Source organism: Sphingobium sp. SJ10-10, assembly GCF_036038995.2.
Lineage (GTDB): Bacteria > Pseudomonadota > Alphaproteobacteria > Sphingomonadales > Sphingomonadaceae > Sphingobium.
This window is the reverse complement of the sequence record NZ_CP158132.1, coordinates 958501-983521: the sequence shown is the minus strand read 5'-3', so window position 1 is coordinate 983521 and position 25021 is coordinate 958501. Positions and strand designations below refer to the sequence as shown.

Below are 25021 nucleotides of genomic sequence, written 5' to 3'. Positions count from 1 at the left end.
AAGGCCTCAGCCCTTCTTCAGGTGACGGCGACCCAGCAACTCCGCGATCTGCACGGCGTTGAGCGCCGCGCCCTTGCGCAGATTGTCGCTGACGCACCAGAGGTTCAGACCATTGTCGATGGTCGAATCCTCGCGCACGCGGCTGACGAAGGTCGCATAGTCGCCCACGCACTCGACTGGGGTGACGTATCCGCCATCCTCACGCTTGTCGACGAGCATCACGCCCGGCGCTTCACGCAGGATGTCCTGCGCTTCCTTCGCTGAGATTTCCTTCTCGAACTCGATGTTCAGCGCCTCGGAGTGACCGACGAACACGGGAACGCGCACGCAGGTCGCCGTGACCTTCACCTTGGGATCGAGGATCTTCTTGGTTTCCGCGACCATCTTCCACTCTTCCTTGGTCGAACCATCGTCCAGGAAGACGTCGATATGCGGGATCACGTTGAAGGCGATCTGCTTGGTGAACTTCTTGGGTTCGGCCGGATCACCGACGAAGATGTTGCGCGACTGTTCGAACAGCTCGTCCATGCCTTCCTTGCCCGCGCCGGAAACCGACTGGTAGGTGGCGACGACGACGCGCTTGATCGTCGCGGCGTCATGCAGCGGCTTCAAGGCAACGACCATCTGCGCGGTCGAGCAATTCGGGTTCGCGATGATGTTCTTCTTCTTGTAACCGTCGATCGCATCCGGGTTCACTTCGGGCACGATCAGCGGCACGTCAGGGTCCATGCGGTAGAGCGAGCTATTGTCGATCACTACGCAGCCGGCCGCCGCCGCCTTTGGCGCATATATCGCCGTCGGGCCGGAGCCTGCGGCGAACAGGGCAATATCCCAGCCGGTGAAGTCGAAATGCTCGATATTCTTGCATTTGAGCGTCTTGCCGGTATCACCGAAGTCGATTTCGGTGCCGTGCGACCGGGGCGAGGCAACCGCCGCGATCTCGTCAATAGGGAACTCGCGCTCAGCGAGAATGGTCAGCATCTCGCGGCCCACATTGCCGGTGGCACCAACGACGACGACCTTGTAACCCATGACTAAACACTCCACTCCATGCTTGCATTGCGGAGTGGGCGCCATAGCGCGCTTGCGCCATTTGTCCAGCACGAAGCATCTTTGCCTGAGCAAAGCTGCGCTTGTTATCGGCGCGTCCCCGCGAAGCTTTCGGTCCCTATTTTCCCGGTGTTTCCGGCGCCGTCCCATGGCGCGCAAGAAAATCTTCTATGGTCCGCCACAGATGGACACTGATCCCCGGTCCGCCGACCCGATGGGTCTGCCCCGGATAGACCATCATCTCGAACGGCACGCCCGCGCCCTGCATCTTCGCCATCAGCGCGGTGGAATTGTCGAACACCACATTGTCGTCGGACATGCCGTGGATCAGCAGCAGCGGATCCTTGATCTTCACCGCATCATCCACCGCGCCGGAACCCGGATAGGCGCTCGGCTTCTCCTGCGGCTGGCCCAGATAGCGTTCGGTATAATGGGTGTCGTACAACTCCCATTTCGTGACCGGCGCGCCCGCCACAGCTGCCGAGAACACGCCCGGCGCCTTCTCCAGCAGCTTCAATGACATATAGCCGCCATAGGACCAGCCATAGGTCGCGATCCGGCCGGGATCGACATAGGGCTGGACCTTGAGCCAGTTCACGCCCGCAAGCTGATCCTCGACCTCGACCGTGCCCATGGCGTGATAGATCTGGTCCTCGAAAGCCTTGCCGCGATCGGGCGTGCCGCGATTGTCGACCACGAAGACGATCCAACCCCGGTCCACCAGATATTGATAGATGGGCGCCCCCCATGAATTGGTGACCTGCCGCCCGGTGCCCGGCCCGCCATAATGCAGCATGAAGACGGGATAGCGCTTCCCGGCCTCCAGCGGCGGCGTCATGATCCTGGTATAAAGCGTCGACCCGTCCGACGCCTTGATCGTGCCGAATTTCGTCTTCGCATGGCTGGCGAGATAAGGCGCATAGGGATGATCGCCCCTGACTGCGTTCTCGGACAGCCATTGGAGCTGCTTGCCTGCGCTGTCGGCCAGATAGACCTGGCGCGGCTGATCCGTATTGCTGCGCGCAACGACGATCCGGCTTGCGGCACGATCCATCACGGCATCATTCCACCAGCCGGTCGAAGTCAACTGCCTGAGCGGCCCCGCCTTGGCGAGCGGCGCGGCGTACAGCTGCTGCTCCAGCGGCGTTTCCTTGTTGCCGGTAAAATAGACGATGCCCCTGCCCTCATCCACACCGACGACATCGCGCACTTCCCAATCGCCGCTGGTCAGCGCCATCCATTTGCCGCCGCGCACATGATAGAGATGGCCATGGCCGGTCTTTTCCGACCACCAGAGGAAACTGCCGTCCTTGAGCGGCGTGAAATTATTGCTGAGGTTGATCCAGCTCTTCGCCTTCTCGGTCAGGATCACCCTGGCCTTGCCCGTCACCGGATCGACCGCGAGCAGGTCCAGCACCTTCTGGTCCCGGCTCTCGCGCTGGACATAGAGTGTCCTGCCATTCTTCGACCAGTCGACGCGGGCGAGGTAGATATCCTTCTGCGGCCCCAGATCGACCTTCACCTGCGGCCCGCCATCCGGCTTCATCACATACAGATCGACCAGCGCATTGGGTGTCCCGGCGGCGGGATAGCGCTGCGCATAAACCTTCGTGCCCTCGCCGCCGATGGCGGTGCGGGTGACAATGCCGACAGGGCTTTCATCCACGCGAGCGACGGCGATCATCCTGTCGTCCGGCGACCACCAATAGCCGGTCCGCCGATCCATTTCCTCCTGCGCCACAAACTCGGCAACGCCCCAACTCACCGTATCGCTGGCGCCCAGCGTGAGTTGCTTCTCCGTCCCGCCCATGGGCTGAACAAAGAAATTGCCGCCGCGCACGAAGGATAGGAAGCCGCCCTTGGGACTGACTACGCCATTCAGTTCGCCGTCCGGCGTATCGGTGAGCCGCGTCACCTTCCCATCCAGCACCGCCAGATAGAGGTCGCCGTCGACCGGCACGAGGATGGACTTCCCATCGGGCGCCCAGTCGTAACTGACGATGCCGCTGTTCCCCGCGACGGAGCGGTCGCGTTCCCGCTGCATCTTCTCCGCCTCGGAGAGTTCCGCGCCGCTGCCGGTCTTCTTCGAATCGACCAGCATCCGCTCGACACCCGTGGAGGTATCGACCGCCCAGAGATCCAGCCGCTCCTTCTCATCCGCACGCGGTTTCAGCAGCGTTACCAGCTTGCCGTCGGGCGAGAGCTTGAGAGCCCGCGGCTGCGGTCCGGACAGGTCTGGACTGGCGAACACCCGCTCAAGTGTCAGTTCCTTTGGCGTCGGTTTGTCCTGCGCCTGGGCGGAGATCACGGAAAGCAGCAGCGCGCGGACAGCCGCGCCGCTTTTCAGATATGGCGACATTTTCATCCCTTGCATGACGGCGCAACCGCCGCATCACATGGCGCAGAAGATTAGCGCCAAGCAGATGAAAAGATCAATGTTGGGAAATAATATTTCTCCGCCATGATCGCCCGGATCATGGTGGGCGCGACAGGGATTGAACCTGTGACCCCACCCGTGTGAAGGGTGTGCTCTACCGCTGAGCTACGCGCCCCCTGTAAGGAGGAGGCGGCCATTGGCATCCGCCGCGCCGCCTGTCAAGCGCCTCCGGAACGCGATTTCCAAAAATGGACTTATCCGCGCCATTGGCGTTATAGTCGGAACGCTATCAAAAGGAGTGCATATCCCATGCGTCAAACCGTCGCCCTCGTTCTTGCAGGGCTGCTTCTTTCCTCCCTGGCCGCCTGCAACACTGTGAAGGGTGCGGGCCGGGACATCGAATCCGTCGGCCGCGCCGGAGAAAAAGCCATCAACTGATCGGGCGGGATCGCCGGATCATTGGAGGATGCGGCTGGCAACGGCCGCATCTTTCTCCAGGCGCACGCCGTCGCAATCCGGCTCGCCACAATCGCAGGCGGCAATCGTATAGCGCACGCCGCACATCACCAGCACATCATGGTCGAACGAATAGTTGGATATTCCCGCACGCTCGACCTTTTCCTGTGCTCTGGCCTTGAGGGTCATGCTTTTACCTCCCTGCAACATGCCTGAATGATTGTTGTTGCGTTGCACAATGTCAATTGAGCGAGGTTGGTTCCTGAACGAATTGAAATAAATCCGTCCAGAAAATGACACGATTGGGCGCTTCGCTTTAGGGCGCTTGCACGCTGTCCTCATCGCTCCCATATGCCGGACCATGAACGATCAACGCTCGAACAGCATGCCGGTCTGGCATGGCACAACCATCATGTCGGTACGCAAGAACGGAAAGGTGATCGTGGCCGGTGACGGCCAGGTCTCCATGGGCCAGACGGTGATGAAGCCCAATGCCCGCAAGGTGCGCCGCCTCCACGACGGATCGGTCATCGGCGGTTTCGCCGGGGCGACCGCCGACGCCTTCACCCTGTTCGAACGGCTGGAGGCCAAGCTGGAACGCCATAACGGCCAGTTGATGCGTGCCGCGGTGGAACTCGCCAAGGACTGGCGGACCGATAAATATCTCCGCAATCTGGAAGCGATGATGATCGTCGCGGACAAGGAAGTGACGCTGATCCTGACCGGCAACGGCGATGTGCTGGAGCCGGTCGGCGGTGTCGCCGCCATCGGTTCGGGCGGCAATTTCGCCCTCGCCGCCGCTCGCGCGCTGGTGGAATATGAGGAAGACGCCGAAATCCTCGCCCGCAAGGCGATGGCGGTGGCGGCGGATATCTGCGTCTACACCAACGACCAGCTCGTCATCGAAGAGCTGGAAAGCGTGAACTGAACCCCTTTCCATGGCCCTACCCCCGCCTCCTCCCCGATTTGGGAGGGGATAAGGACAGAAATGAACGACAACCTGACGCCAAAAGCCATTGTTTCCGCACTGGATTCGCACATCATCGGCCAGGCCGACGCCAAGCGCGCCGTCGCCGTCGCCCTGCGCAACCGCTGGCGCCGTCAGCGGCTCGCACCCGACCTGCGCGATGAAGTGACGCCCAAGAACATCCTGATGATCGGCCCCACCGGCTGCGGCAAGACGGAGATCAGCCGCCGCCTCGCCAAGCTGGCCGACGCCCCCTTCGTCAAGGTGGAAGCCACCAAGTTCACCGAGGTCGGCTATGTCGGCCGCGACGTGGAGCAAATCGTTCGCGATTTGGTGGAGGAAGCCGTTCGCCTGGAACGCGACCGCCGCAGAGAGGCCGTGCGCGAAGCCGCGTCCGAAGCCGCCATGGCCCGCCTGCTCGACGCGCTGACCGGCAAGGAGGCAAGCGAAGCCACCCGCCTCTCCTTCCGCCAGCGGATCGAGAACAGCCAGATGAACGACGTCGAGGTCGAGGTGGAAGTGGCCGACAGCCCCTCCATGCCTATGGAAATCCCCGGCATGGGTGGTCAGATCGGCATGATCAACCTGAGCGACATGATGTCCAAGGCGTTCGGTCAGCAACAGAAAAAGCGCCGCAAGCTGCGCGTCGCGGACGCCTGGGACAAGCTGGTCGAGGAAGAGCAGGACAAAAGGCTCGACCAGGACGACGTCGCCCGCGTCGCCATTTCCAGCGCGGAGCAGAACGGCATCGTCTTCCTCGACGAGATCGACAAAATCGCGGTCAGCGACGTGCGCGGCGGTTCCGTCAGCCGCGAAGGCGTGCAACGCGACCTGTTGCCGTTGATCGAGGGCACGACCGTTTCGACCAAATATGGCCCACTCAAGACCGACCATATCCTGTTCATTGCGAGCGGCGCCTTCCATGTGGCGAAACCCAGCGACCTGCTGCCCGAATTGCAAGGCCGCCTGCCCATCCGCGTCGAGCTGAAGGCGCTGACGGAAGATGATTTCGTATCGATCCTCTCCGACACCAAGGCGAGCCTTGTTGCGCAATATTGCGCGCTGCTGGCGACCGAGGGTGTGACCATCGACCTGACGCCGGACGGCATCCGCGCCGTGGCGAAGATCGCGGCGGAGGTGAATAGCGAGATCGAGAATATCGGCGCCCGCCGCCTCCAGACGGTGATGGAAAAGCTGCTGGAGGATGTGAGCTTCGAGGCTGAGGACCGTCAGGGCGAAACGCTGGTGGTTGATGCGGCCTATGTCGAGAAGCAACTCGCCGTGGTCGCGCGGAACACCGACCTCAGCAAATATGTGCTGTAAACGCCCTGATAGCTCCCCTCCCACTTGCGGGAGGGGAACTTTGGAAGCTCAGTAGCTCCGCCCCACCAGCACCCGCTCCACCGCCTTCTCGCCAGTGAAGATGCAAGCGCCATCAGCCGCTTCCGCATCCGACGGCACATTGCGCAGCGTCAGCTTCTCGCCCTTCAGCCACTCGATCACCTTGTCGAGCGCGGCGCCGGTCGGCTTGGCCCACTGCACCAGCGCCCAACCCGGCTTCTTGCTCGCCCCGAAATAGGCCTTGAGCGCATCGAGCGAGCCGATCGACTTGTCGATATTCCCGAGCAGCCGCGCCTGCGCATCCGCGAACAACGCCTGCTGGATTTCCTCCAGCATGCCCGTCGCGGCACCCAGGAAATCCCCCTTCGCCACGATCCGGCTGTCGAGCTTGCCATCCTCGCGATAGAGCCGGTCGCGGCGAATGACGGACACATTGCCGCCAGCCACATCGCGACCGCCGACCTCGATCACGATCGGCGCACCCTTCTTCACCCAGCCCCAGCGCTTGTTGGCCGCCTTGGCCGACCGCCGATCCAGCAGCGCGCGAACCGGCTCGCGGAACACGTCCTGCCTGTTCAGCTCTGCCACCAGATCGCCGCAATAATCCAATATGGCCGCATCCTCGTCCGTATCGCGCAGCATCGGCACAACGACCACCTGATAGGGCGCCACCCGCGGCGGCACGCGCAGCCCGTCATCATCGCCATGCACCATGATCAGGCCGCCAATCATCCGCGTCGACACGCCCCAACTGGTCGTCTGGGCCAGTTCCTGCTGTCCCTCGGCGTTCTGGAACTTGATATTCTGCGCCTGCGAGAAGGTGGTCCCCAGAAAATGCGAAGTCCCCGCCTGAAGCGCCTTGCCATCCTGCATCATCGCCTCGATGGAATAGGTCGCCACGGCGCCGGGAAAGCGCTCATTTTCCGGCTTTTCGCCCGCAATCACCGGCAGCGCGACGCATTCCTCGGCAAAGCTGCGATAGACTTCCAGCATCTTGAGCGTCTCTTCCATCGCCTCATCGACGCTGGCGTGAGCGGTATGCCCCTCCTGCCAGAGAAACTCCGCGGTGCGCAGGAACATGCGCGTGCGCATTTCCCAACGGACGACATTCGCCCATTGGTTGATCAGCACCGGCAGGTCGCGCCAACTCTGCACCCAGCGAGAAAATGCCGCGCCGATCACCGTCTCCGAAGTCGGACGAACCACCAACGGCTCCTCCAGCTTCGCTTCGGGATCGGGCACCAGCCGCCCGTCCTTCTGGATCAGGCGATGATGGGTGACGACCGCCATTTCCTTGGCGAAGCCGTCGACATGCTCGGCTTCCTTCTCGAAATAGGAAAGCGGGATGAACAGCGGGAAATAGCAATTTTCATGGCCGGTCGCCTTGATGCGATCGTCCAGCAGCTTCTGTATCCGTTCCCAGATGCCGTAACCCCAGGGCCGGATGACCATGCAACCGCGCACGCCGCTTTCCTCGGCCATGTCGGCTTCGGAAATGACGGCCTGATACCAGGCGGCGAAATCCTGTTCGCGGGTAACGGAAAGGGCGTGCTTCACGGGGATCGACCTTAAATTCGAGTGGATGGCGCGCCATAAGCCAAGCGCGCCATGCCTGTCGACCCCAAAGGACCGCCGAAAGCGCGGCTCAGCTCAGCTTGTCGATCTTGGCATTGAGCGCGGCCAATTGCGCCTTGAGCTGCGCGATCTCATCATCCTTGCTTTCGTCCGCAGCCGGTGCGGGCGGGGGGGGCGTCATGCCCGGCACGCCCGGTATTCCCGGCATGCCCGTGCCGAAAGCGCTCGCGGCGGCTTCGAACATCTGCATGTTGCGCTTGGCGATCTCCGCCAGCGGGCCGCCACCGAAGGCGCCCTTCATGGCCTCCTGAAACTGCTGCTGGTTCTTGCGGAATGCGTCCATCGACGCTTCCAGATATTGCGGCACCATGGACTGCATGGAATCGCCATACATGGCGATCAACTGGCGCAGGAAGTTGACGGGCAGCATGTTCTTGCCGCGCTGCTCCTCCTCCATGATGATTTGCGTCAGGACATTATGCGTGATGTCCTCTCCGGTCTTCGCGTCGACGACAACGAACTCGCGCCCCTCACGAGTCATCTGCGACAAAAGATCCAGCGTGATATAACTCGACGTTTCTGTGTTATAGAGCCGCCTGTTAGCGTACTTCTTGATAACGACCGGTTCGGATTCGTTCGCGGTCTTAGATTTGGCCATGGATACCTCTCCCACACCTGCATTTTCCGCATTAGCACAGCAGTATGCCGCGCCGCAACATGGGCCGCGGCCATTACCCCTTTTTCTCAATATTTTATGGCGCGAAACGCAGGACGATCCCGAACTGCGAAAGCGGGCCTTCCAAGGTTTGCGGAAATATCAAGAGGCTAGGCGTTCCGCTCCGCCCACGACGCCTGCCATCGCCGCATCGGCGGGCAGCGCGAAATTGCTCCGCTATGGGACGGAAAACGGCCGTCACCCAGTGGTTTTCGTCCCTTCGCTGATCAATCCGCCGCAAGTGCTGGACCTGTCCGAGAGCCGTTCCATGCTGCGCCACATGAGCGCAGCAGGACATGACGCCTATCTGGTCGATTGGGGCGCGCCCGCGGCGGATGACAGCGCGCTCGGACTGGACCGTCATGTGACGGAGCGGTTGCTGCCGATGCTGGCGGCCCTGCCTCGGCAGCCCATATTGGTGGGATATTGCCTTGGCGGAAATCTGGTGATCGGCGCTGCGGCATTGCAACCCGCAAGAGCGCTCGCGACCATTGCTGCGCCGTGGAATTTCGATGGCTTCCCTGCCGCCGACCGGGCACAGATCGGCGCGCTGTGGCGCAGTTCCAAATCCATGTGCCAGCGCTTGGGCTATGTGCCGATGGAGGTGCTGCAATCCGGTTTCTGGGCGATGGACCCCGCCCGGACGATTCGCAAATATGCGGCCTTTGCCGACATGGCGGTCGGCTCGGACGAGGAACATGCCTTTCTGGCGGTCGAGGATTGGGCCAATGGCGGGCCGCCGCTCAGCTATGCCGCGGGACATGATCTGTTCGAGCAATTCTATGCCGCAAATGCGAGCGGACGGGGCGAATGGCGGATCGGCGGACAAGCGGTCGATCCCCGCCGGCTGACTTGTCCCACGCTTTCAATCCGTTCCGCCACCGACCGCATCGTTCCCGCCGCCGCCGCCCCGGAAATGGCGGAAGGCACGACCTTGAGCCTTGGCCATGTCGGCATGATCGTGGGCGGCGGCGCACGCACTTTGCTGTGGGAACCTCTGTCCCAATGGCTTTCCAGCCATGGCGGATGATGATATGTGCACCCGCGAAAACAATCACCACCGGAACTGAGGATCAAGGCTTTGTCAGACATCGTCATTACCGCCGCCAAGCGTACCGCCGTCGGCAGCTTCATGGGCGCTTTCGGATCAACCCCCGCGCATGAGCTGGGCCGCACCGCCATCGTCGCCGCTCTCGCTCAGGCAGGCGTCGCGCCGGATGAAGTCGACGAAGTCATATTGGGCCAGGTTCTGACCGCGGCGCAGGGCCAGAACCCCGCCCGTCAGGCCGCCGTCAACGCCGGCATCCCGGTAGAGCGGACCGCCATCGGCCTCAACCAGCTTTGCGGTTCGGGCTTGCGCGCGGTTGCGCTCGCAGCGCAGGCGATCCGCGCCGGGGACGCCCGCATCATGGTCGCGGGCGGCCAGGAAAGCATGTCGCTGGCGCCCCATGCGCAATATCTGCGCGGCGGCGCGAAAATGGGGCCGATCTCCTTCATCGACACGATGACGCATGACGGCCTGACCGACGCCTTCAACAATTATCACATGGGCATCACGGCGGAAAATCTGGCCGAGAAATATCAGATCAGCCGCGATGCGCAGGACGAATTCGCCGTCGCCAGCCAGAACAAGGCCGAAGCCGCCCGCGCATCGGGCCGCTTCAAGGATGAGATCGTTCCCGTGACGATCAAGGGCCGCAAGGGCGACACCATCGTCGACGCGGACGAATATATCCGCGCCGGCGCCACGCTGGAAGCGATGCAGAGCCTGCGCCCCGCCTTCAAGAAGGACGGCACCGTCACCGCCGCCAATGCCAGCGGCATCAACGACGGCGCCGCCGCCCTCGTCCTGATGAGCGCCGAGGAAGCCGCCAGGCGCAACGCGACCGTGCTGGCGCGCATCGCCGGCTTCGCGACCTGCGGCGTCGATCCCTCGATCATGGGCATCGGCCCGGCTCCGGCAAGCCGCCAGGCACTGGCCAAGGCGGGCTGGTCGCTAGCCGATCTGGACCTCATCGAAGCCAATGAAGCCTTCGCCGCGCAGGCGCTGGCCGTCGGTCAGGAACTGGGTTGGGATCCGTCCAAGGTCAATGTGAACGGGGGCGCGATCGCCATCGGTCACCCGATCGGCGCTTCGGGCGCCCGCGTCCTCACCACCCTGCTCTACGAAATGCAGAAGCGCGACGCCAAGAAGGGTCTCGCAACCCTGTGCATCGGCGGCGGCATGGGCGTGGCGATGTGCGTCGAGCGCTGAGCCAGCAGTAAACGAAAAAAAGGCCACCGATCCCAATCCGGATCGGTGGCCTTTTTTGCGCCTGGTCTCAATCAGCGCCAAATGCGATCGAAACGCGCGCCCAGCCCCGTCAGCAACTCATATTGCGACAGCCCCGAAACCGACGCCGCTTCCACCAGCGCATAGTCGACGCTCAACCAATCCCCCTCCGCGACGTCAGGCAGAGCGGAAACATCAACAGCCGTCAGATCCATGGAGACCCGCCCGACAACCGGCAAATGCTTGCCGTCAATGGCCATGGAACCGCGCCCCGAAAACCCGCGCAAATAGCCGTCGGCATAGCCAAGGTTCAGCACCGCGATCTCCATGTCAGCCGCTGCGCGATGGGTCGCATTATAACCGATAGTGTCGCCCGCCCGCACGCGGCGGCGTTGCAGCACCTGCGCTTCGGGAAACACGACCTGCCCGATCTGCCCGGCAGCTTCCTCTCGCGGCACTCCGCCATAAAGCGCAATCCCCGGCCGCGTCATGTCGAACGCATAAGCGGTCCCGAGGCAAATGCCCGCACTGTTCGCCAGGCTATAGCGCGCTGCCCCCACATCGCCGCGCAACGCCACAAACCGCTCCAACTGGATCTGACTGAGCGGCACATCCTCATCGGCGGAAGCCAGATGGCTGAGCAATGTCGCCACCTCCAGCCCCGCGACCTGCGCCGAAACATCGCCACGCCAATCCAGCCCCAGCCGGTTCATTCCAGTATCGACCATCACATCGCAAGGTCCGCCGCCAGCTTGCTTCCAGCGCGCAATCTGCCCTTCGGTGCACAGCACCGGCCGGGCGCGCGACGCCAGCGTAACGGCCATGTCCTCCTCCCGCACGCCATGCAGCACGGATAGCGACACGCCATCGCCTATCAACGGTTCCAGCACGACAGCCTCGGCCCAATTGGACACGAAGAAGTCCCGGCATCCCGCATCCAGCAAACGCCGCATCACCGCCTCGCTGCCCAGACCATAGCCATTGGCCTTGATCGCCGCGCCACAGGCCGCCGGACCGCTTTGCCGCTTTAACCAACGCCAATTGGCGAGCAGCGCGTCCCCATCCAGACGCAAACGCAGCGGTGCGGAAAAATCAGTCATCGCATCGGGGATAGCGCTCCGCGACATCAGCGTCGAGGCATCAGGCATCCATCTCGGCTCCACGCGTTTCCGGCAAGGCGATGATGCAGGTCAGCAGGGCGACCGCCACCACCGCGATCGTATACCATAGACCCGCATAGGGATCGCCCGTCCGCGCCACGATATATTGGCTGACCAGCGGCAGAAACCCGCCGAAATAGCCGGTCCCGATATGATAGGGGATGGACAGCGAACTATAGCGTATCCGCGCCGGGAAATATTCCGACAGCAGCGCCGCGACCGGACCATAGGTCGCCCCTGACAGCGTCCAGAGCAGCAGCAGCGCCAGGAACAGCAACAGGGCGCGGGACCAGTCAGGCGTCACGACAGCCGAATCATATCCCCCCGCATGCAAGGCCGCATCCAGCCCCTCCGCACTCAGGTCCGTGACCGCCACGGGACCGATGCTGACCGAAGGCGCCGCCGCCTCCCGCTTTTCATAGGCGATGCCCCGCTTGGAAAAATGGTCGAGCAGTTTGCCGCAGGCGGTCGGCTGAACCTTGGCGAAGGGATCGAAGCTGCAATCGGGACCGCTCACGATCACCGGCGCGCGCTGCGCTGCCTGATAGAGGGCCGGGTTCGCCACGCTTCCCATGAAGTGATAGAGCGGCATGAGCAGCAGCAGCACCAGCGCGTAACCGATGACGATCGGCTTCTTCCGACCCACCCGGTCGGACAGCCAGCCAAAGAAGATGAAGGCCGCTACGCCCGCAAAGGCGCTGCCGCCCACCAGCAATTGCGCCATGCCCGGCGCGACATGCAGTCCGTTTTGCAGGAAATAAAGCGCCTGGAACATGACGGTATAGGCGATGACGGTAAAGCCCGCGGCAATGCCGATCATCGCCACCAGCATCCGCCGCTTGTTGCCGGGATAGGTGAAGGCCTCCTTCAGCGGGTTGCGCGACTGGCCGCCCGCCGCCTTCATCGCCGTGAAGACCGGGCTTTCGCGCAACATCAGCCGCATCCAGAGCGAGATCGCGAGCAGCGCCAGCGAAAATATGAAGGGCAGACGCCATCCCCAATCGTCCCACACCGCCTTGCCGACGATCCATTGCGTTCCCACCACGACGATCAGCGACAGGATGAAGCCACCGATCACGCCAGCCTGGATGAAGCTAGTGAAAAAGCCCCTTCGGCCAGGCGGCGCATGTTCCGCGACATAAATCGCCGCGCCGCCATATTCCCCACCCAGCGCCAACCCCTGCGCGATCCGCAGCAGGATCAGGATGACCGGCGCCGCCATGCCGATGCTCGCGGCAGATGGGGTCAGGCCGACGCCCGCCGTCGCCGCGCCCATCAGGACGATGGTGGCGAGGAAGGTATATTTGCGCCCCAGCCTGTCGCCCAGATAGCCGAAAAGCGCAGCACCCAGCGGGCGGAACCCGAACCCGATGGCAAAGCCCGCCAGCGAATAGAGCAGTTCGACGGTCGGATTGTCGGTCGGGAAGAATGTCCGCCCAATGATCGGCGCGAGCACGCCATAGATATAGAAATCATACCATTCGAACACTGTGCCGAGCGCGGACGCGGTAATCACCAGCCGATCCCGCCTGGCGTCCATCACATAGCCGATACCGACCCCGCCTCCACTCATCCCGCCCCCTGTTGGCCCGCTTCAATCGGAAACGCTTCTAAAGAAGTACCGAAGTCCGACAAGCGGGATAACAAATATCAGGCGATAGGGATGGATGGGGGACATTTCGCAGGAACACGTACCGCCTGATGACTGCAATTGGCCATTTCCAACCACTTCGTTCTAAGTCGGCAACTCCAACACCTCGTCCAGAAAGTCTAGAAAAGCCGGCACTCGCGCCGCCAGCCGGTCCTGCGCGGAATAAAGCGCGTGGATATCCTCGCCATCCCCGCGCTATAATCTCCCCCAGTACCTCGACCAGCCGCCCATTCCGCAAATCGCCCGCGACATGGAAGCGCCCATCCTGTTCCGACCATCGCCTGAAGTTCGGGCGCCTGAAGTTCGGGCGCCTGACCTTCCTGGCAATCCTGCTTGCGGGAACTGGCCCTGTCGCTCGTCCCTCTCTCCGGATAAGGAAAGATGGATGAGCGACACGGACATTCTGACGGACATAGCACTAGGACACGAACTGGAGGGCGCCGGTTATGCCCGCCTGTCCGGCTCCGAACTGTTCGATCGTCTCGCGATCCAGTCCGCCGATTGGGCCGCATTCGGCCAAAGCTGGGACGATCTCGGCCCCGACCTCTATATGGCCGATGGTGGCCGCTATCGCCGCCGCCGTCACGCGACTTTCGCTTGCGAGCATGGCGGCTTCACACGCAAGCCCCATCAGCCGCATTTTCAGAGCCGCGACTATAATCGCTTGAATGGCGATGTGCAGCGTTGGTTCGATCCCGTCGGGCAAAGCACGATAGACAATGCCGTGATGCAGTCGATCTTCGCCTTCTGCGCTCGCAGCTTCCCCCTGGCAGGACGGCAGCATGTCGAACTCCACCAGTTCCGCATCGAAGCGGGCACCGGCGAACTGGGCCGCCCCACGCCCGAGGGGATGCATCGCGACGGCGTGGACTGGGTCTTCGTGATGCTGGTCGAGCGCCGCAACGTCCGCGAAGGCGTCACCCGCATCGGCACGCCGGAGGGCAAGGAATTGGGCGAATTCACCCTCGCCCGCCCCGGCGATGCGGTGCTGATCGACGACCATCGCATCATGCACGGCGTCACCGAAATTCATGCGGTCGACCCGGCGCAACCCGCCTGGCGCGACGCGCTCGTCCTCACCTTTGTAGCCGACCGCTGAGCCGTTCGCCTGGCGCGAAATCGAAAACGCTATCCCGATTTCGCCCGGAAGCTTATTTCAACAGCACCAGTTCCTCGGCCATGCTCGGATGCAGGGCGACCGTGTCGTCGAATTCCTGCTTGGTCAGCCCAGCCTTCACCGCAATGGCAGCCGCCTGCAATATCTCCGGCGCATCCGGCCCGATCATGTGCAGCCCGACCACACGATTGGTCGTCGCATCCACCACCATCTTGTACAGCGCCCGCTCGTCCCGCCCGGCCAGCACATTCTTCATCGGCCGGAAATCGGAGGTATAGACCTTCACCGTGCCAAGCTTGTTCTTCGCCTGCGCCTCGGTCATGCCGACGCCCGCCAGGGGCGGATGGCTGAACACGGCGGAAGGCACGCAGTTATAATCCACGGTCCGCGGATTATCCCCGAACACCGTGTCCGCAAAGGCATGGCCCTCACGGATCGCGACCGGCGTCAGTTGCAGCCTGTCCGTGACATCGCCCACCGCATAGATGCTCTCGCAGCTCGTCCGGCTATAGTCATCGACCTTGATCGCGCCCTTCTCGTTGAGCTCGACCCCGGCATTTTCCAGCCCCAGCCCATCGACATGCGGCTGGCGCCCGGTCGCGAACACCAGCAGGTCACAGGCCACCGGATCGCCGCTCTTGAAACGGACGCAGAGCGTCCCGTCCTCATTCTTCTCGATCTTCTCCATCTCGGCGTTGAAGCGGAAATTGATCCCCTTCATCGTCGAAATCTGGAGCAGCCGGTCGCGAATCTGCTCGTCATAACCGCGCAGCAGCGTGTTCGATCGGTTCACGATCGTCACATGGCTGCCGAACTGGTGGAATATGCCCGCAAATTCATTGGCGATATAGCCGCCACCCACGATCACGATCCGCTTGGGGCATTCCTCCAGATGGAAGACTTCGTTAGAGGTGACGCCATGCTCGGCGCCCTCGATCTCCGGGACGATCGGCCAGGCGCCGGTCGAGACAAGGATATATTTCGCGCTGATCTCCCGCCCGCTCGCGAGCTTCACGCCATGCGGCCCGGTGATCGTCGCCCGCTCCGGGATCAGCTCGACCTTATGGCTATCGAGCGTATTCTTGTAGAGACCCTCAAGCCGGTCCACATCAGCGAGCACATTGTCGCGCAGCGTCGTCCATTCGAAATCGCAATCCGGCACATTCCAGCCGAAACGCCGCGCATCCTTCAGATCCTCGGCAAAATGCGCGCCATAGATCAGCAGCTTCTTGGGCACGCAGCCGCGAATGACGCAGGTGCCGCCGACGCGATATTCCTCGGCCACCGCGACCTTCGCCCCATGGGCCGCAGCCACGCGCGAAGCCCGCACGCCACCCGATCCCGCACCGATGACGAAAAGGTCGAAGTCGTAGTCGCTCATATATCTCTCCGCTGGATCGCGCTCGCATATGGAGGCTAGCCAGCGGAGTTACAAATGAGATTTGCGCTTATACGCCGCCAAGCGCGAGATCGATCAAGGCCATGGTCGAGGGATCAAAGCCCTTCGGCCCTTCCGCCTCGATGGACCTGGCGATTTCCTTGCCCAGCTCGACGCCGAACTGATCGAAGGGATTGATCCCCATCAGCACCGCATTGGCGAAGGTCCGATGCTCATAGAAGGCGATCAGCGCGCCCAGAGCCTCCGGCGTGACATCGTCCAGCAGGATGGTGGTCGAAGGCCGGTTGCCCGGATAGGCCCGCGCCGGATCGGCCGCATTGTCCTTGCCCCGCAGCAAGGCCGCTCCCTGCGCGAAACAGTTGACCAGTAGCGCCCTGTGATGCGCCGGATCAAGCACATGGCCCGGATCGATGGAGGCGATGAACTCGACCGGCGTCAGGATCGTGCCCTGATGCAGCAACTGGAAAACCGCATGCTGCGCATCGGTACCCACGCCGCCCCAGGTGATCGCCGCCGTCGGCCCATCGACAGGTTGACCATCGCGCGTCACGCTCTTGCCGTTGCTCTCCATTTCGAGCTGCTGGAGATAGGAGGGCAGCAGCCGCAACCGCTCGTCATAGGCGAACAAGGCCCGCGTCTGGCACCCCAAAACCCGCGTATAATATTGGTCGACAAAGGCCGCGATGAGCGGCGCATTGGCCTTCGGCTCCGCCAGGCGAAAATGCCGGTCCATCGCCGCCGCGCCTTCCAGCAAGCTCTCGAAAGCGTCCCAACCCAGCGCCAGAGCCGCCGGAAACCCGATCGAAGACCAGAGCGAATAACGCCCCCCCACGCTTTCCGCGAAGGGCAACACCCGCGTTTCATCGACGCCCCACTCGATCGCCTTTTCCGGCGAGGCGGTCAGCGCAATCACCCGGCCATAGGGATCATCCACCCCGGCCTCGACCATCCAGTTGATCGCGCTCGCCGCGTTCAGCATGGTTTCGGTCGTGGTGAACGTCTTGGAGGCCACGGCAATCAGCGTCGCCTCCGGATCGAACCGCGAAATCGCCCGCTCCAGCGCGGTGCCGTCGACATTCGACACGATGGCGACATCATAGCGCGCGCCGTCGCCGCCCAGCGCATCGATGATCAGGTCCGGCCCCAGAGCCGACCCGCCAATGCCGATATGCAGAATATGCCGGATCGGTCCCAGCGCATCGCCTTCGATGGCGTCGATCAGCGCCCGCATCCGGGCATGGAACATCTTGGCCCGCGCCACGCTGTCGGCATTGCCCTCGCCCCGTTCGGCAGGATGCTCGGCGGCGCGGCCCTCGGTGTTGTTGACCGCCTCCCCCGCGAACAGCGCATCGCGCTGCCCGGCAAAGCCCTTTTCCTCGGCCAGCTTCTGAAAGCCGTCGAGCAGCGCATCCGTCAGATGCGTCTTCGACCAATCGAAGCGGATCGGCCCTTGGGTCAGGGTGAACTTGCTCAGCCGATCGGGATCGGTGGTGAAAATGGACTTGAGATCGGCCTGGGGAAGAGCTGCAAGCGCTGCCAGTGCAGGGCTGGACATTGGGGAATATCCTTTTGTTTTACCGTTGATCGATACCGACACTGCACCTGTCGATTCTTGCCCATCCTAGCCAAGTCGTTCTGCTATTGCACCGTTCAGGCAGAAAAATCAGGTCGTGAAGGTCCATCAAGTGATGATCGCTTGGTCTCTAGCGCGCTTGACGGCGGCTTTACGAACCCGCAAAAGCCGCGACGGCCTGTTTTCAGGGCGAATTGAGGGAAAAGACGACCAAGCATGAGCGCAAAATCCGAAACGCGGGATTTCCTCTGGTTTCTCGCAAAGCTGGCGGTGTTCGTCTTCATCCTGCGAAGCTTCATCGTTTCGCCCTTCAACATCCCGTCGGAATCGATGCAGCCGCGCCTGCTGATCGGGGACTATCTGCTGGTGGCGAAATGGCCCTATGGCTATTCGCGCTATTCGCTGCCCTTCGGCATTCCGCTGATCCCCGGCCGCATCCTTGCCTCGACGCCCCAGCGCGGCGACGTGGTGGTGTTCAAGGCGCCGCCGAACCAGAAGAACGACTATATCAAGCGCGTCATCGGCCTGCCGGGCGACATGATCTCGGTGCGCAGCGGCACCGTCTATCTGAACGGTCAGGCCATTCCAAAGCAGAAGGTGGCGGACCTCGTCATCCCCGTCACGCCCAATATGGAAGATGCGGCCGCCAAGGAAGGCAGCCCCTCGCCCTGCTATCGCCCGAAGTTCGAGGAGGTCTTGTCCAGCGGCCGTCAGTGCCGTTACCCGCAATATCGCGAGACGCTTCCGGGCGGCAAAAGCTATAATGTCCTCGACCTGGTACCGGACGGCGCGGCTGACGACCGCGACACGGTGGTGGTGCCCGAAGGCCATCTGTTCATGATGGGCGACAATCGCGACCGCAGCGCCGACAGCCGCTTCCCTGCGGTCGACGGCGGCGGCATCGGCCTTGTCCCGGAGGAAAATCTGGTCGGCAAGGCGATGGTCTCCGTGTTCTCGACCGATGGCAGCGCCAACTGGCTGCTTCCCTGGACCTGGTTCACCGCCGCGCGCTGGAGCCGGATCGGGGAAGGATTTTGACCAAAGCCGACACCGAAGGCTGGCTCAAGGCGCTGATCGGCCGCGCGCCGAAAGATCCCGTCGCCTTTAACCAGGCGCTGACCCATGGCAGCGCCAATGCGACCAATTATGAGCGGCTGGAATTCCTTGGCGACCGCATTCTCGGTCTGCTGATCGCTGAGTGGGTCTATGACCGCTTCTCGACCGAGCCGGAGGGCAAGCTCTCCCGCCGCTTCAACGCCCTCGTTTCGGGCGAAACCTGTGCCGAAGTCGCCCGGTCTGCCGGCGTGCCGACCCATCTCGTCCTTGGCAAGCAAGCCAGGGACGATGGCGCGGCCGACAGCGACAATGTGCTGGGCGACGTCATGGAAGCGCTGATCGGCGCGCTCTACCTCGAAGGCGGTCTTGAAGAAGCCCGCACCCTTGTCCGCCGTCTCTGGGGCGATCGCGTCGATACGCAGGCGACCGCGCCCAAACATCCCAAGTCCACACTTCAGGAGTGGGCCGCCGCCAACAAGCGCAAGCCGCCGGAATATGCCATGACGGACCGATCCGGGCCGCACCATGCGCTGAAGTTCACCGTAACGGTCTCGATCAAGGGCGCTGGCGAAGCGAGCGCGACGGGCGGCTCGAAGCAGGAGGCCGAAACCGCCGCTGCCAAGGCGCTGTTGGATAAGCTGGCAGAATAACCGCATTTTTATGATATGACGTGCGCCTGCGAAGGCACTGGTCTCGTTCCAGTGCCTTCGCAGGCGCACACTGGACGATCCAAATGGAGTTAGTTTGACAACCGATCTCGATAATCAGCACTGCGGCGTCATCGCCATTGTCGGCGCCCCGAATGCGGGCAAATCCACGTTGGTGAACGCCCTTGTCGGCCAGAAGGTGGCGATCACAAGCCCCAAGGCACAGACGACCCGTACCCGCGTCATGGGCGTGGCGATCGAAGGCGACACGCAGATGGTGCTGGTCGACACCCCCGGCATTTTCGCGCCCAAGCGCCGCCTCGACCGCGCCATGGTGCAGGCTGCCTGGGGTGGAGCGCAGGGCGCTGACCTGATCGCGCTGGTCGTCGATGGGAAGGCGGGCCTGGGCGCGAAGATGGAACCCATCATCAACGCGCTGGCCGCCCGCCCGGAAAAGAAGTGGCTGATCCTCAACAAGGTCGACATCGCCATCAAGGAAAAGCTGCTGGTTCATACCCAGCGGCTCTACGAACAGCTCGACATAGCCGAGACTTTCTTCGTGAGCGCCGCGACTGGCGATGGCCTTCCGGAACTCAAGACCGCCTTCGCCAACGCCATGCCCGAAGGCCCCTGGCACTTCCCGGAAGATCAGGTGTCCGACGCCACCGACCGCATGCTGGCGGCGGAGATCACGCGTGAGCAGCTCTATCACCAGCTTCACGCCGAACTTCCCTATGCCGCCGCCGTCGACACGGAAAAATATAGCGAACGCGAGGACGGTTCGGTCGAAATCCACCAACAGATCCTGGTCGGCCGGTCCAGCCAGCGCGCCATCGTGCTCGGCAAGGGCGGCCAGCGTCTCAAGGAAATCGGCTCAAAGGCCCGCGCCGAATTGGCAAACCTGCTGGGCGTCAAGGTCCACCTCTACCTCCACGTCAAGGTGAAGGAAGACTGGGAGGACGACCGGTTCATCTACCGGGATATCGGGCTGGACTGGGTGGAGTAGGGCGCCCAATCAATCAAACCCCAATTAATCAAACCCCAATTAATCAAACCCCAATTAATCAAACCATCGTCATCCCCGCGAAAGCGGGGATCCATCTCCTTTACGTTGAGCTTGGCGCAAGGTTGAGAAATGGATTCCCGCCTTCGCGGGAATGACGAAGTTGATTATTCCGCCGCCACCTTCTTCTTGGCCGGAGCCTTCTTGGCAGCAGGCTTCTTCGCCGCAGCCTTTTTCGCAGGCGCCTTCTTCCCCTTCTTCGCAGGCGCCGCAGCAGCCCGCGCATCGATCAATTGCGCCGCCTCCTCCAGCGTCAAGGCATCCTGCTCGACGGTCTTGGGCAGCGTCGCATTGGTCGTGCCGTCGGTCACATAAGGCCCATAGCGCCCCGCCATCAGCTTGATCTCTGCCTCCGTGCGCGGATGCTTGCCCAGCACCTTGAGCGGCTCCCGCGAGGATGAGCCACGCCCGCCCTTGTTCGCCGCATCGGCCAGCTTGGCCACGGCACTGTTCATGCCCACCTCGAAAATCTCGGCGGTGGAGGAGAGCCGCCCATATTTGCCGTCATGCAGCAGATAAGGCCCGAAGCGCCCGATATTGGCGACGATCGGCTTGCCCGTCTCCGGATGCAGCCCAATTTCACGCGGCAGGCTGAGCAGCTTCACCGCCCAGTCGAGCGTCATTTCGCCATCGGGCAAATCCTTGGGGATGGAGCCGCGCTTGGCCTCCTTGCCCTCGCCCATCTCGATATAGGGACCGAAGCGCCCGGACTTCCTGACGATGTCCTGCCCGGTTTCGGGATGCTGGCCCAGCACCTCCGGCCCGCTATCCTCGCCGCCTTCCTTGCCGCCCGGCTGCCCGAACTTGCGCGTAAATTTGCACTCAGGGTAATTGGAGCAGGCGATGAACGCGCCAAAACGCCCGCCACGCAGCGACAATTGCCCTTCGCCACACATAGGGCAGGCACGCGGATTGCTGCCGTCCGCCTTGGGCGGGAACAGCATCGGCTCCAGGAACTTGTCCAGTTCGGCAGTGATGTCGGAAGGCTTCTGCTCCATCACCTCGGCGGTCTTTGGCTTGAAGTCGCGCCAGAAGGCTTCCAGCACCGCCTGCCACTGGGCACGGCCGCCGGAAATCTCGTCCAGTTCGTCTTCAAGGCCCGCCGTGAAGTCATAGGACACGTAACGCTCGAAGAAACGTTCGAGGAAGGCCGTCACCAGCCGCCCGCTCTCCTCCGCGAAGAAGCGGTTCTTCTCGATCCGCACATAGTCGCGGTCCTTGAGCACCTGAAGCGTCGAGGCATAGGTGGACGGACGCCCGATCCCCAATTCCTCCAGCTTTTTCACAAGGCTCGCTTCCGAATAGCGCGGCGGCGGCTGCGTGAAATGCTGCTCGGCCATCACCTTCTTCTTGGCCGGCGCGTCGCCCGTCGCCATGCGCGGCAGCAGCTTGCTGTCATCGTCTTCCGTGTCGTCCCGGCCTTCTTCGTAAAGCGCCAGGAAGCCGGGGAAGATCACGACTTGCCCCGTCGCGCGCAGAGCATGCTGCCCGGTGCCATCCACCAGATCGATCGTCGTCCGCTCCAGCCGCGCCGAAGCCATCTGGCTCGCCAGCGCCCGCTTGAAGATCAGGTCGTAAAGCCGCGCATGATCGCCCGACCCCACCTTGTCCCGATAAAATTCGGTCGGGCGAATGGCCTCGTGCGCTTCCTGCGCGTTCTTGGCCTTGGTCTGATATTGGCGCGGCTTTTCGGGCAGATAACCGCCGTCATAGCGGTCTGCAATCGCCTTGCGCGCGGCGGAAATGGCGCTGCCGTCCATCTGCACGCCGTCGGTACGCATATAGGTGATCGCGCCATCCTCGTAGAGCTGCTGCGCGATCCGCATCGTGTGGCTGGCCGAGAAACCGAGCTTGCGCGCCGCTTCCTGCTGCAAGGTCGATGTCGTGAAAGGCGGCGGAGGGTTGCGCGATACCGGCTTGGTCTCGACCTTCTCGACAGTGAAGCGCCCGGCCTCCACGTCCGCCTTCGCGGCCATGGCGTCGCCTTCCTTGCCGATGGTCAGCCGCTCGATCTTCTCGCCGCGCCAGCGCACCAGCCGCGCGACAAAAGCCTGCCCGCCTTGCTCCATCTCGGCCGCGACCGACCAATATTCTTGAGCGACGAAGCTCTCGATCTCGCGCTCGCGTTCGACGACGAGCCGCAGCGCCACCGACTGCACGCGCCCCGCCGATTTCGCGCCGGGCAACTTGCGCCACAACACCGGCGACAGGGTGAAGCCCACCAGATAGTCCAGCGCCCGCCGCGCCCGATAGGCGTCGATCAAATCCTCATCCAAGGCACGCGGCTGCGCCATCGCCTCGGTCACCGCCTGCTTGGTGATCGCGTTGAAGGTCACGCGGTCCACCTTGGCGGGCAGCGCCTTCTTGGCGCGCAACACCTCCTGCACATGCCAACTGATCGCCTCACCCTCGCGATCAGGGTCAGTCGCCAGGATCAGGCGCGTCGCCTTCCGGGCTTCGTCGGTAATGGCCTTGAGCTGCTTGCCCTTGTCGCCATAATTTTCCCACTGCATGGCAAAGCCCGCATCGGGATCGACCGACCCGTCCTTGGCGGGCAGGTCGCGGATATGACCATAGCTCGCAAGCACATGGAAATCGCCACCCAGATATTTCTCGATGGTCTTCGCCTTGGCGGGCGATTCAACGATGACAAGCTGCATTCATGCCCCGATTAAAAAATCTCTCACGTACACGCGCGAGTCTGAAAGCTGTTGGCGCCCCGCGTCAAGCGCCAGCGATGTAGGCCGAGTTCATCCCCGGCGCCAGTGCGCAGGATCATGAAATGCTGACCTTTCCGCCCGCATGCCGCTCCAGCCGGGCCGCGAGTTCCAGTTCCAGCAGCACGGTCTGCACCAGTGCGGGGCCAAGGCCCGACAGTCGGATCAGCTCATCCACCGGCACAGGGGCAGACCCCAGCAGGGAAATGACCGCCGCCCGCTCCCGCTCGGCCACATCGCAGGATGGCGGTTCGCCCGCAAAATCCGCTCCGGCCTGACGCACCATGCGGGAATCGATCACGCCGATCGCCTCGATCACATCGGCGGCATTCTGGACCAGCACCGCGCCCTCGCGGATCAACTGGTTGCAGCCCTGCGCACGCGGACCGAGCGGTGAACCGGGCACCGCCATCACCTCCCGCCCCGCCTCGCCAGCCAGACGCGCCGTGATCAGGGAACCGGACTTGGGCGCGGCTTCGACAACGACGGTCCCCTTGGCCAGCCCGGCGATGATCCTGTTCCGCGCCGGAAATTGCCGTGCCAGAGGCTGGGTGCCCGGCGGATGTTCGGTCACGACCAGGCCTTCGCTCGCCAGTTGCTCCTGCAATTCGGCATTTTCGGGAGGAAAGGCGATGTCGATGCCGCAGGCGATGACGGCTATGGTGCCGCTCTCCAACGCACCCTGATGCGCGGCCGTATCGATCCCGCGCGCCAGTCCCGACACCACGACCGCCCCGCGCTGCCCCAGATCCTGCGCCAGCATCCGCGCAAAGCGGCAGGCCGCCGCGGATGCGTTGCGCGCTCCCACCATCGCCACGCATTCCCGCGCCGCCAGCGAGACATCGCCCCGCACGATCAGCGCAGGCGGAGCGCCCTCCATCACGTCCAGCAGATAGGGATAGTCGGCATCCCCCATGATCAGATAACGCCCACCCACGGCCCGGCTGCGCGCAATCTCCTGCTCGACGGCCTTCGCATCGATGATGCTTGCCTTGCCGCCGCCACGCGCCGCCAGATCGGGCAGAGCCTGCAAAGCCTCCCCCGCTGTTCCGAAGCGCGCCATCAACTGGCGGAATGTCACAGGCCCGATGCGCGGCGAACGGATCAGGCGCAGGCGGTTGAACCGCTCCTGCTCGCTCATTCCTCGACTACTGCGTTCTTCTTCGAAGCGCCGACCTTGGGCTCGGTTCCCTTTGCAAGCCGCGCGATATTCTCCCGGTGCCGCCACAGCACGATCAATGCCAGCGCCAATGCAACCGGCAGCAAATCGAACCGTCCGAAGCACCACATGGCGACCGGCGCGCTCACCGCCGCCGACATGCCGCCCACGGACGACCTTTTGGTCCCGAACAGCGCTCCCAGCCAGACGATCGCGAAGATAATCCCGGCAGGCCAGTAAAGCGCCGTCACCACGCCCATCATGGTCGCCACGCCCTTGCCGCCCGCAAAGCGCAGCCAGACCGGATAGCAATGCCCCATAAAGGCCATGGCGCCTGCCATCGGCCCGCCCCCCTCGACCAGCGCCGCGCCGATCAGCACGGCGGCCGCGCCCTTCAGCAGATCGAGCAGCAGGGTCGCCGCCGCCAGCCCCTTGCGCCCGGTCCGCAGGACATTGGTCGCGCCGATATTGCCCGACCCGATCTTGCGCAGGTCGCCCGCCCCGGTGAAGCGCGTCAGCAACAGCCCAAAGGGGATGGATCCCAGCAGATAACCGATCAGCAGGACGAACGCGGGAATTAGCCAGGGAGGAGTCATGATCTCGCCGTAATAGTTGCGGCGCGACCATAGCGTTCCCGGCGCACCGGGCAATGCCCAAAGCGCCCCATCGGAACAGGCATCTCCCTGATTTACGCCGGATCATGTTCAGGCGCGGACAGCAATGCGC

At 63.0% G+C, this 25021-nt stretch carries 21 protein-coding genes, 1 tRNA gene and 1 pseudogene; 9 read left to right on the top strand and 14 right to left on the bottom strand.

Annotation, left to right across the window (positions count from 1 at the left end):
• Positions 1 to 6: 6 nt before the first annotated feature.
• The 3 genes from VVT58_RS04710 to VVT58_RS04700 form a co-directional block, all read right to left on the bottom strand.
• Positions 7 to 1032 (bottom strand): aspartate-semialdehyde dehydrogenase, encoded by a 1026-nt coding sequence (locus tag VVT58_RS04710; protein ID WP_066557787.1) that lies wholly within the window; start codon positions 1030 to 1032, stop codon positions 7 to 9.
• 136 nt (positions 1033 to 1168) lie between these two features.
• Positions 1169 to 3409, bottom strand: coding sequence for a S9 family peptidase (locus VVT58_RS04705; RefSeq protein WP_327754768.1), 2241 nt, complete (start codon positions 3407 to 3409; stop codon positions 1169 to 1171).
• Positions 3410 to 3527: 118 nt separating this feature from the next.
• Positions 3528 to 3602 (bottom strand) — tRNA-Val (locus tag VVT58_RS04700).
• Positions 3603 to 3736: 134 nt separating this feature from the next.
• Here VVT58_RS04700 and VVT58_RS04695 point away from each other — a divergent pair.
• Positions 3737 to 3865: an entericidin A/B family lipoprotein gene (locus VVT58_RS04695; protein ID WP_066557794.1), complete on the top strand. Its 129-nt coding sequence runs from the start codon at positions 3737 to 3739 to the stop codon at positions 3863 to 3865.
• An 18-nt stretch (positions 3866 to 3883) separates the two neighbouring features.
• On the opposite strand, the gene VVT58_RS04690 is transcribed toward VVT58_RS04695, so the two are convergent.
• Positions 3884 to 4072, bottom strand: coding sequence for a hypothetical protein (locus VVT58_RS04690; RefSeq protein WP_066557796.1), 189 nt, complete (start codon positions 4070 to 4072; stop codon positions 3884 to 3886).
• Between the two features lie 196 nt (positions 4073 to 4268).
• On the opposite strand from VVT58_RS04690, the gene hslV reads away from it, so the two are divergent.
• Both hslV and hslU read left to right on the top strand, forming a co-directional pair.
• A complete protein-coding gene (hslV, locus tag VVT58_RS04685) occupies positions 4269 to 4811 on the top strand; it encodes an ATP-dependent protease subunit HslV (protein ID WP_176392318.1) in 543 nt (180 codons plus the stop codon).
• A 60-nt stretch (positions 4812 to 4871) separates the two neighbouring features.
• Entirely contained in the window at positions 4872 to 6173 is a 1302-nt protein-coding gene (gene hslU / locus VVT58_RS04680; protein WP_327754767.1) for an ATP-dependent protease ATPase subunit HslU, read from the top strand.
• A 48-nt stretch (positions 6174 to 6221) separates the two neighbouring features.
• On the opposite strand, the gene proS is transcribed toward hslU, so the two are convergent.
• Both proS and phaR read right to left on the bottom strand, forming a co-directional pair.
• A complete protein-coding gene (gene proS, locus VVT58_RS04675) occupies positions 6222 to 7748 on the bottom strand; it encodes a proline--tRNA ligase (protein ID WP_327754766.1) in 1527 nt (508 codons plus the stop codon).
• 88 nt (positions 7749 to 7836) lie between these two features.
• Positions 7837 to 8424 (bottom strand): polyhydroxyalkanoate synthesis repressor PhaR, encoded by a 588-nt coding sequence (gene phaR / locus VVT58_RS04670; protein ID WP_327754765.1) that lies wholly within the window; start codon positions 8422 to 8424, stop codon positions 7837 to 7839.
• On the opposite strand from phaR, the gene VVT58_RS04665 reads away from it, so the two are divergent.
• Together VVT58_RS04665 and VVT58_RS04660 are read left to right on the top strand one after the other, a co-directional pair.
• Positions 8423 to 9511: an alpha/beta hydrolase gene (locus VVT58_RS04665; protein ID WP_327754764.1), complete on the top strand. Its 1089-nt coding sequence runs from the start codon at positions 8423 to 8425 to the stop codon at positions 9509 to 9511. The two genes, phaR and VVT58_RS04665, sit on opposite strands and share 2 nt — an antisense overlap.
• A gap of 51 nt (positions 9512 to 9562) precedes the next feature.
• Positions 9563 to 10735: an acetyl-CoA C-acetyltransferase gene (locus VVT58_RS04660; protein WP_327754763.1), complete on the top strand. Its 1173-nt coding sequence runs from the start codon at positions 9563 to 9565 to the stop codon at positions 10733 to 10735.
• Between the two features lie 71 nt (positions 10736 to 10806).
• On the opposite strand, the gene alr is transcribed toward VVT58_RS04660, so the two are convergent.
• The 3 genes and pseudogenes from alr to VVT58_RS04645 form a co-directional block, all read right to left on the bottom strand.
• Entirely contained in the window at positions 10807 to 11853 is a 1047-nt protein-coding gene (gene alr, locus VVT58_RS04655; RefSeq protein WP_327754813.1) for an alanine racemase, read from the bottom strand.
• 40 nt (positions 11854 to 11893) lie between these two features.
• The gene (locus VVT58_RS04650) at positions 11894 to 13486 is read right to left on the bottom strand and encodes an MFS transporter (protein WP_327754762.1); all 1593 of its coding nucleotides are present in this window, start codon (positions 13484 to 13486) and stop codon (positions 11894 to 11896) included.
• Between the two features lie 162 nt (positions 13487 to 13648).
• A pseudogene (locus VVT58_RS04645) lies at positions 13649 to 13826 on the bottom strand (LysR family transcriptional regulator); the annotation flags it as partial.
• 123 nt (positions 13827 to 13949) lie between these two features.
• Here VVT58_RS04645 and VVT58_RS04640 point away from each other — a divergent pair.
• The gene (locus VVT58_RS04640; RefSeq protein ID WP_327754761.1) at positions 13950 to 14663 is read left to right on the top strand and encodes a 2OG-Fe dioxygenase family protein; all 714 of its coding nucleotides are present in this window, start codon (positions 13950 to 13952) and stop codon (positions 14661 to 14663) included.
• 52 nt (positions 14664 to 14715) lie between these two features.
• On the opposite strand, the gene gor is transcribed toward VVT58_RS04640, so the two are convergent.
• Complete coding sequence (gor, locus tag VVT58_RS04635; RefSeq protein ID WP_066557822.1) at positions 14716 to 16062, bottom strand: glutathione-disulfide reductase; 1347 nt, start codon at positions 16060 to 16062, stop codon at positions 14716 to 14718.
• A gap of 67 nt (positions 16063 to 16129) precedes the next feature.
• Positions 16130 to 17635 carry a glucose-6-phosphate isomerase gene (gene pgi / locus VVT58_RS04630; protein ID WP_327754760.1) on the bottom strand — a complete coding sequence of 502 codons (1506 nt, stop codon included), beginning with the start codon at positions 17633 to 17635 and terminating at the stop codon, positions 16130 to 16132.
• Positions 17636 to 17869: 234 nt separating this feature from the next.
• Here pgi and lepB point away from each other — a divergent pair, with 234 nt between their 5' ends.
• The 3 genes from lepB (at position 17870) to era (ending at position 20362) form a co-directional block, all read left to right on the top strand.
• Positions 17870 to 18691 carry a signal peptidase I gene (gene lepB, locus VVT58_RS04625; RefSeq protein WP_327754759.1) on the top strand — a complete coding sequence of 274 codons (822 nt, stop codon included), beginning with the start codon at positions 17870 to 17872 and terminating at the stop codon, positions 18689 to 18691.
• Entirely contained in the window at positions 18688 to 19359 is a 672-nt protein-coding gene (gene rnc, locus VVT58_RS04620; RefSeq protein WP_327754758.1) for a ribonuclease III, read from the top strand. The genes lepB and rnc overlap by 4 nt, the downstream gene beginning before the upstream one ends.
• A gap of 94 nt (positions 19360 to 19453) precedes the next feature.
• Positions 19454 to 20362 (top strand): GTPase Era, encoded by a 909-nt coding sequence (gene era / locus VVT58_RS04615; RefSeq protein WP_327754757.1) that lies wholly within the window; start codon positions 19454 to 19456, stop codon positions 20360 to 20362.
• A gap of 164 nt (positions 20363 to 20526) precedes the next feature.
• On the opposite strand, the gene topA is transcribed toward era, so the two are convergent.
• The 3 genes from topA to plsY all read right to left on the bottom strand — a co-directional run bounded on the left by topA (position 20527) and on the right by plsY (position 24891).
• The gene (gene topA, locus VVT58_RS04610) at positions 20527 to 23079 is read right to left on the bottom strand and encodes a type I DNA topoisomerase (protein WP_327754756.1); all 2553 of its coding nucleotides are present in this window, start codon (positions 23077 to 23079) and stop codon (positions 20527 to 20529) included.
• 115 nt (positions 23080 to 23194) lie between these two features.
• Positions 23195 to 24277, bottom strand: coding sequence for a DNA-processing protein DprA (gene dprA / locus VVT58_RS04605; protein WP_327754755.1), 1083 nt, complete (start codon positions 24275 to 24277; stop codon positions 23195 to 23197).
• Complete coding sequence (gene plsY, locus VVT58_RS04600; RefSeq protein WP_327754754.1) at positions 24274 to 24891, bottom strand: glycerol-3-phosphate 1-O-acyltransferase PlsY; 618 nt, start codon at positions 24889 to 24891, stop codon at positions 24274 to 24276. The genes dprA and plsY overlap by 4 nt, the downstream gene beginning before the upstream one ends.
• Positions 24892 to 25021 lie beyond the last annotated feature (130 nt).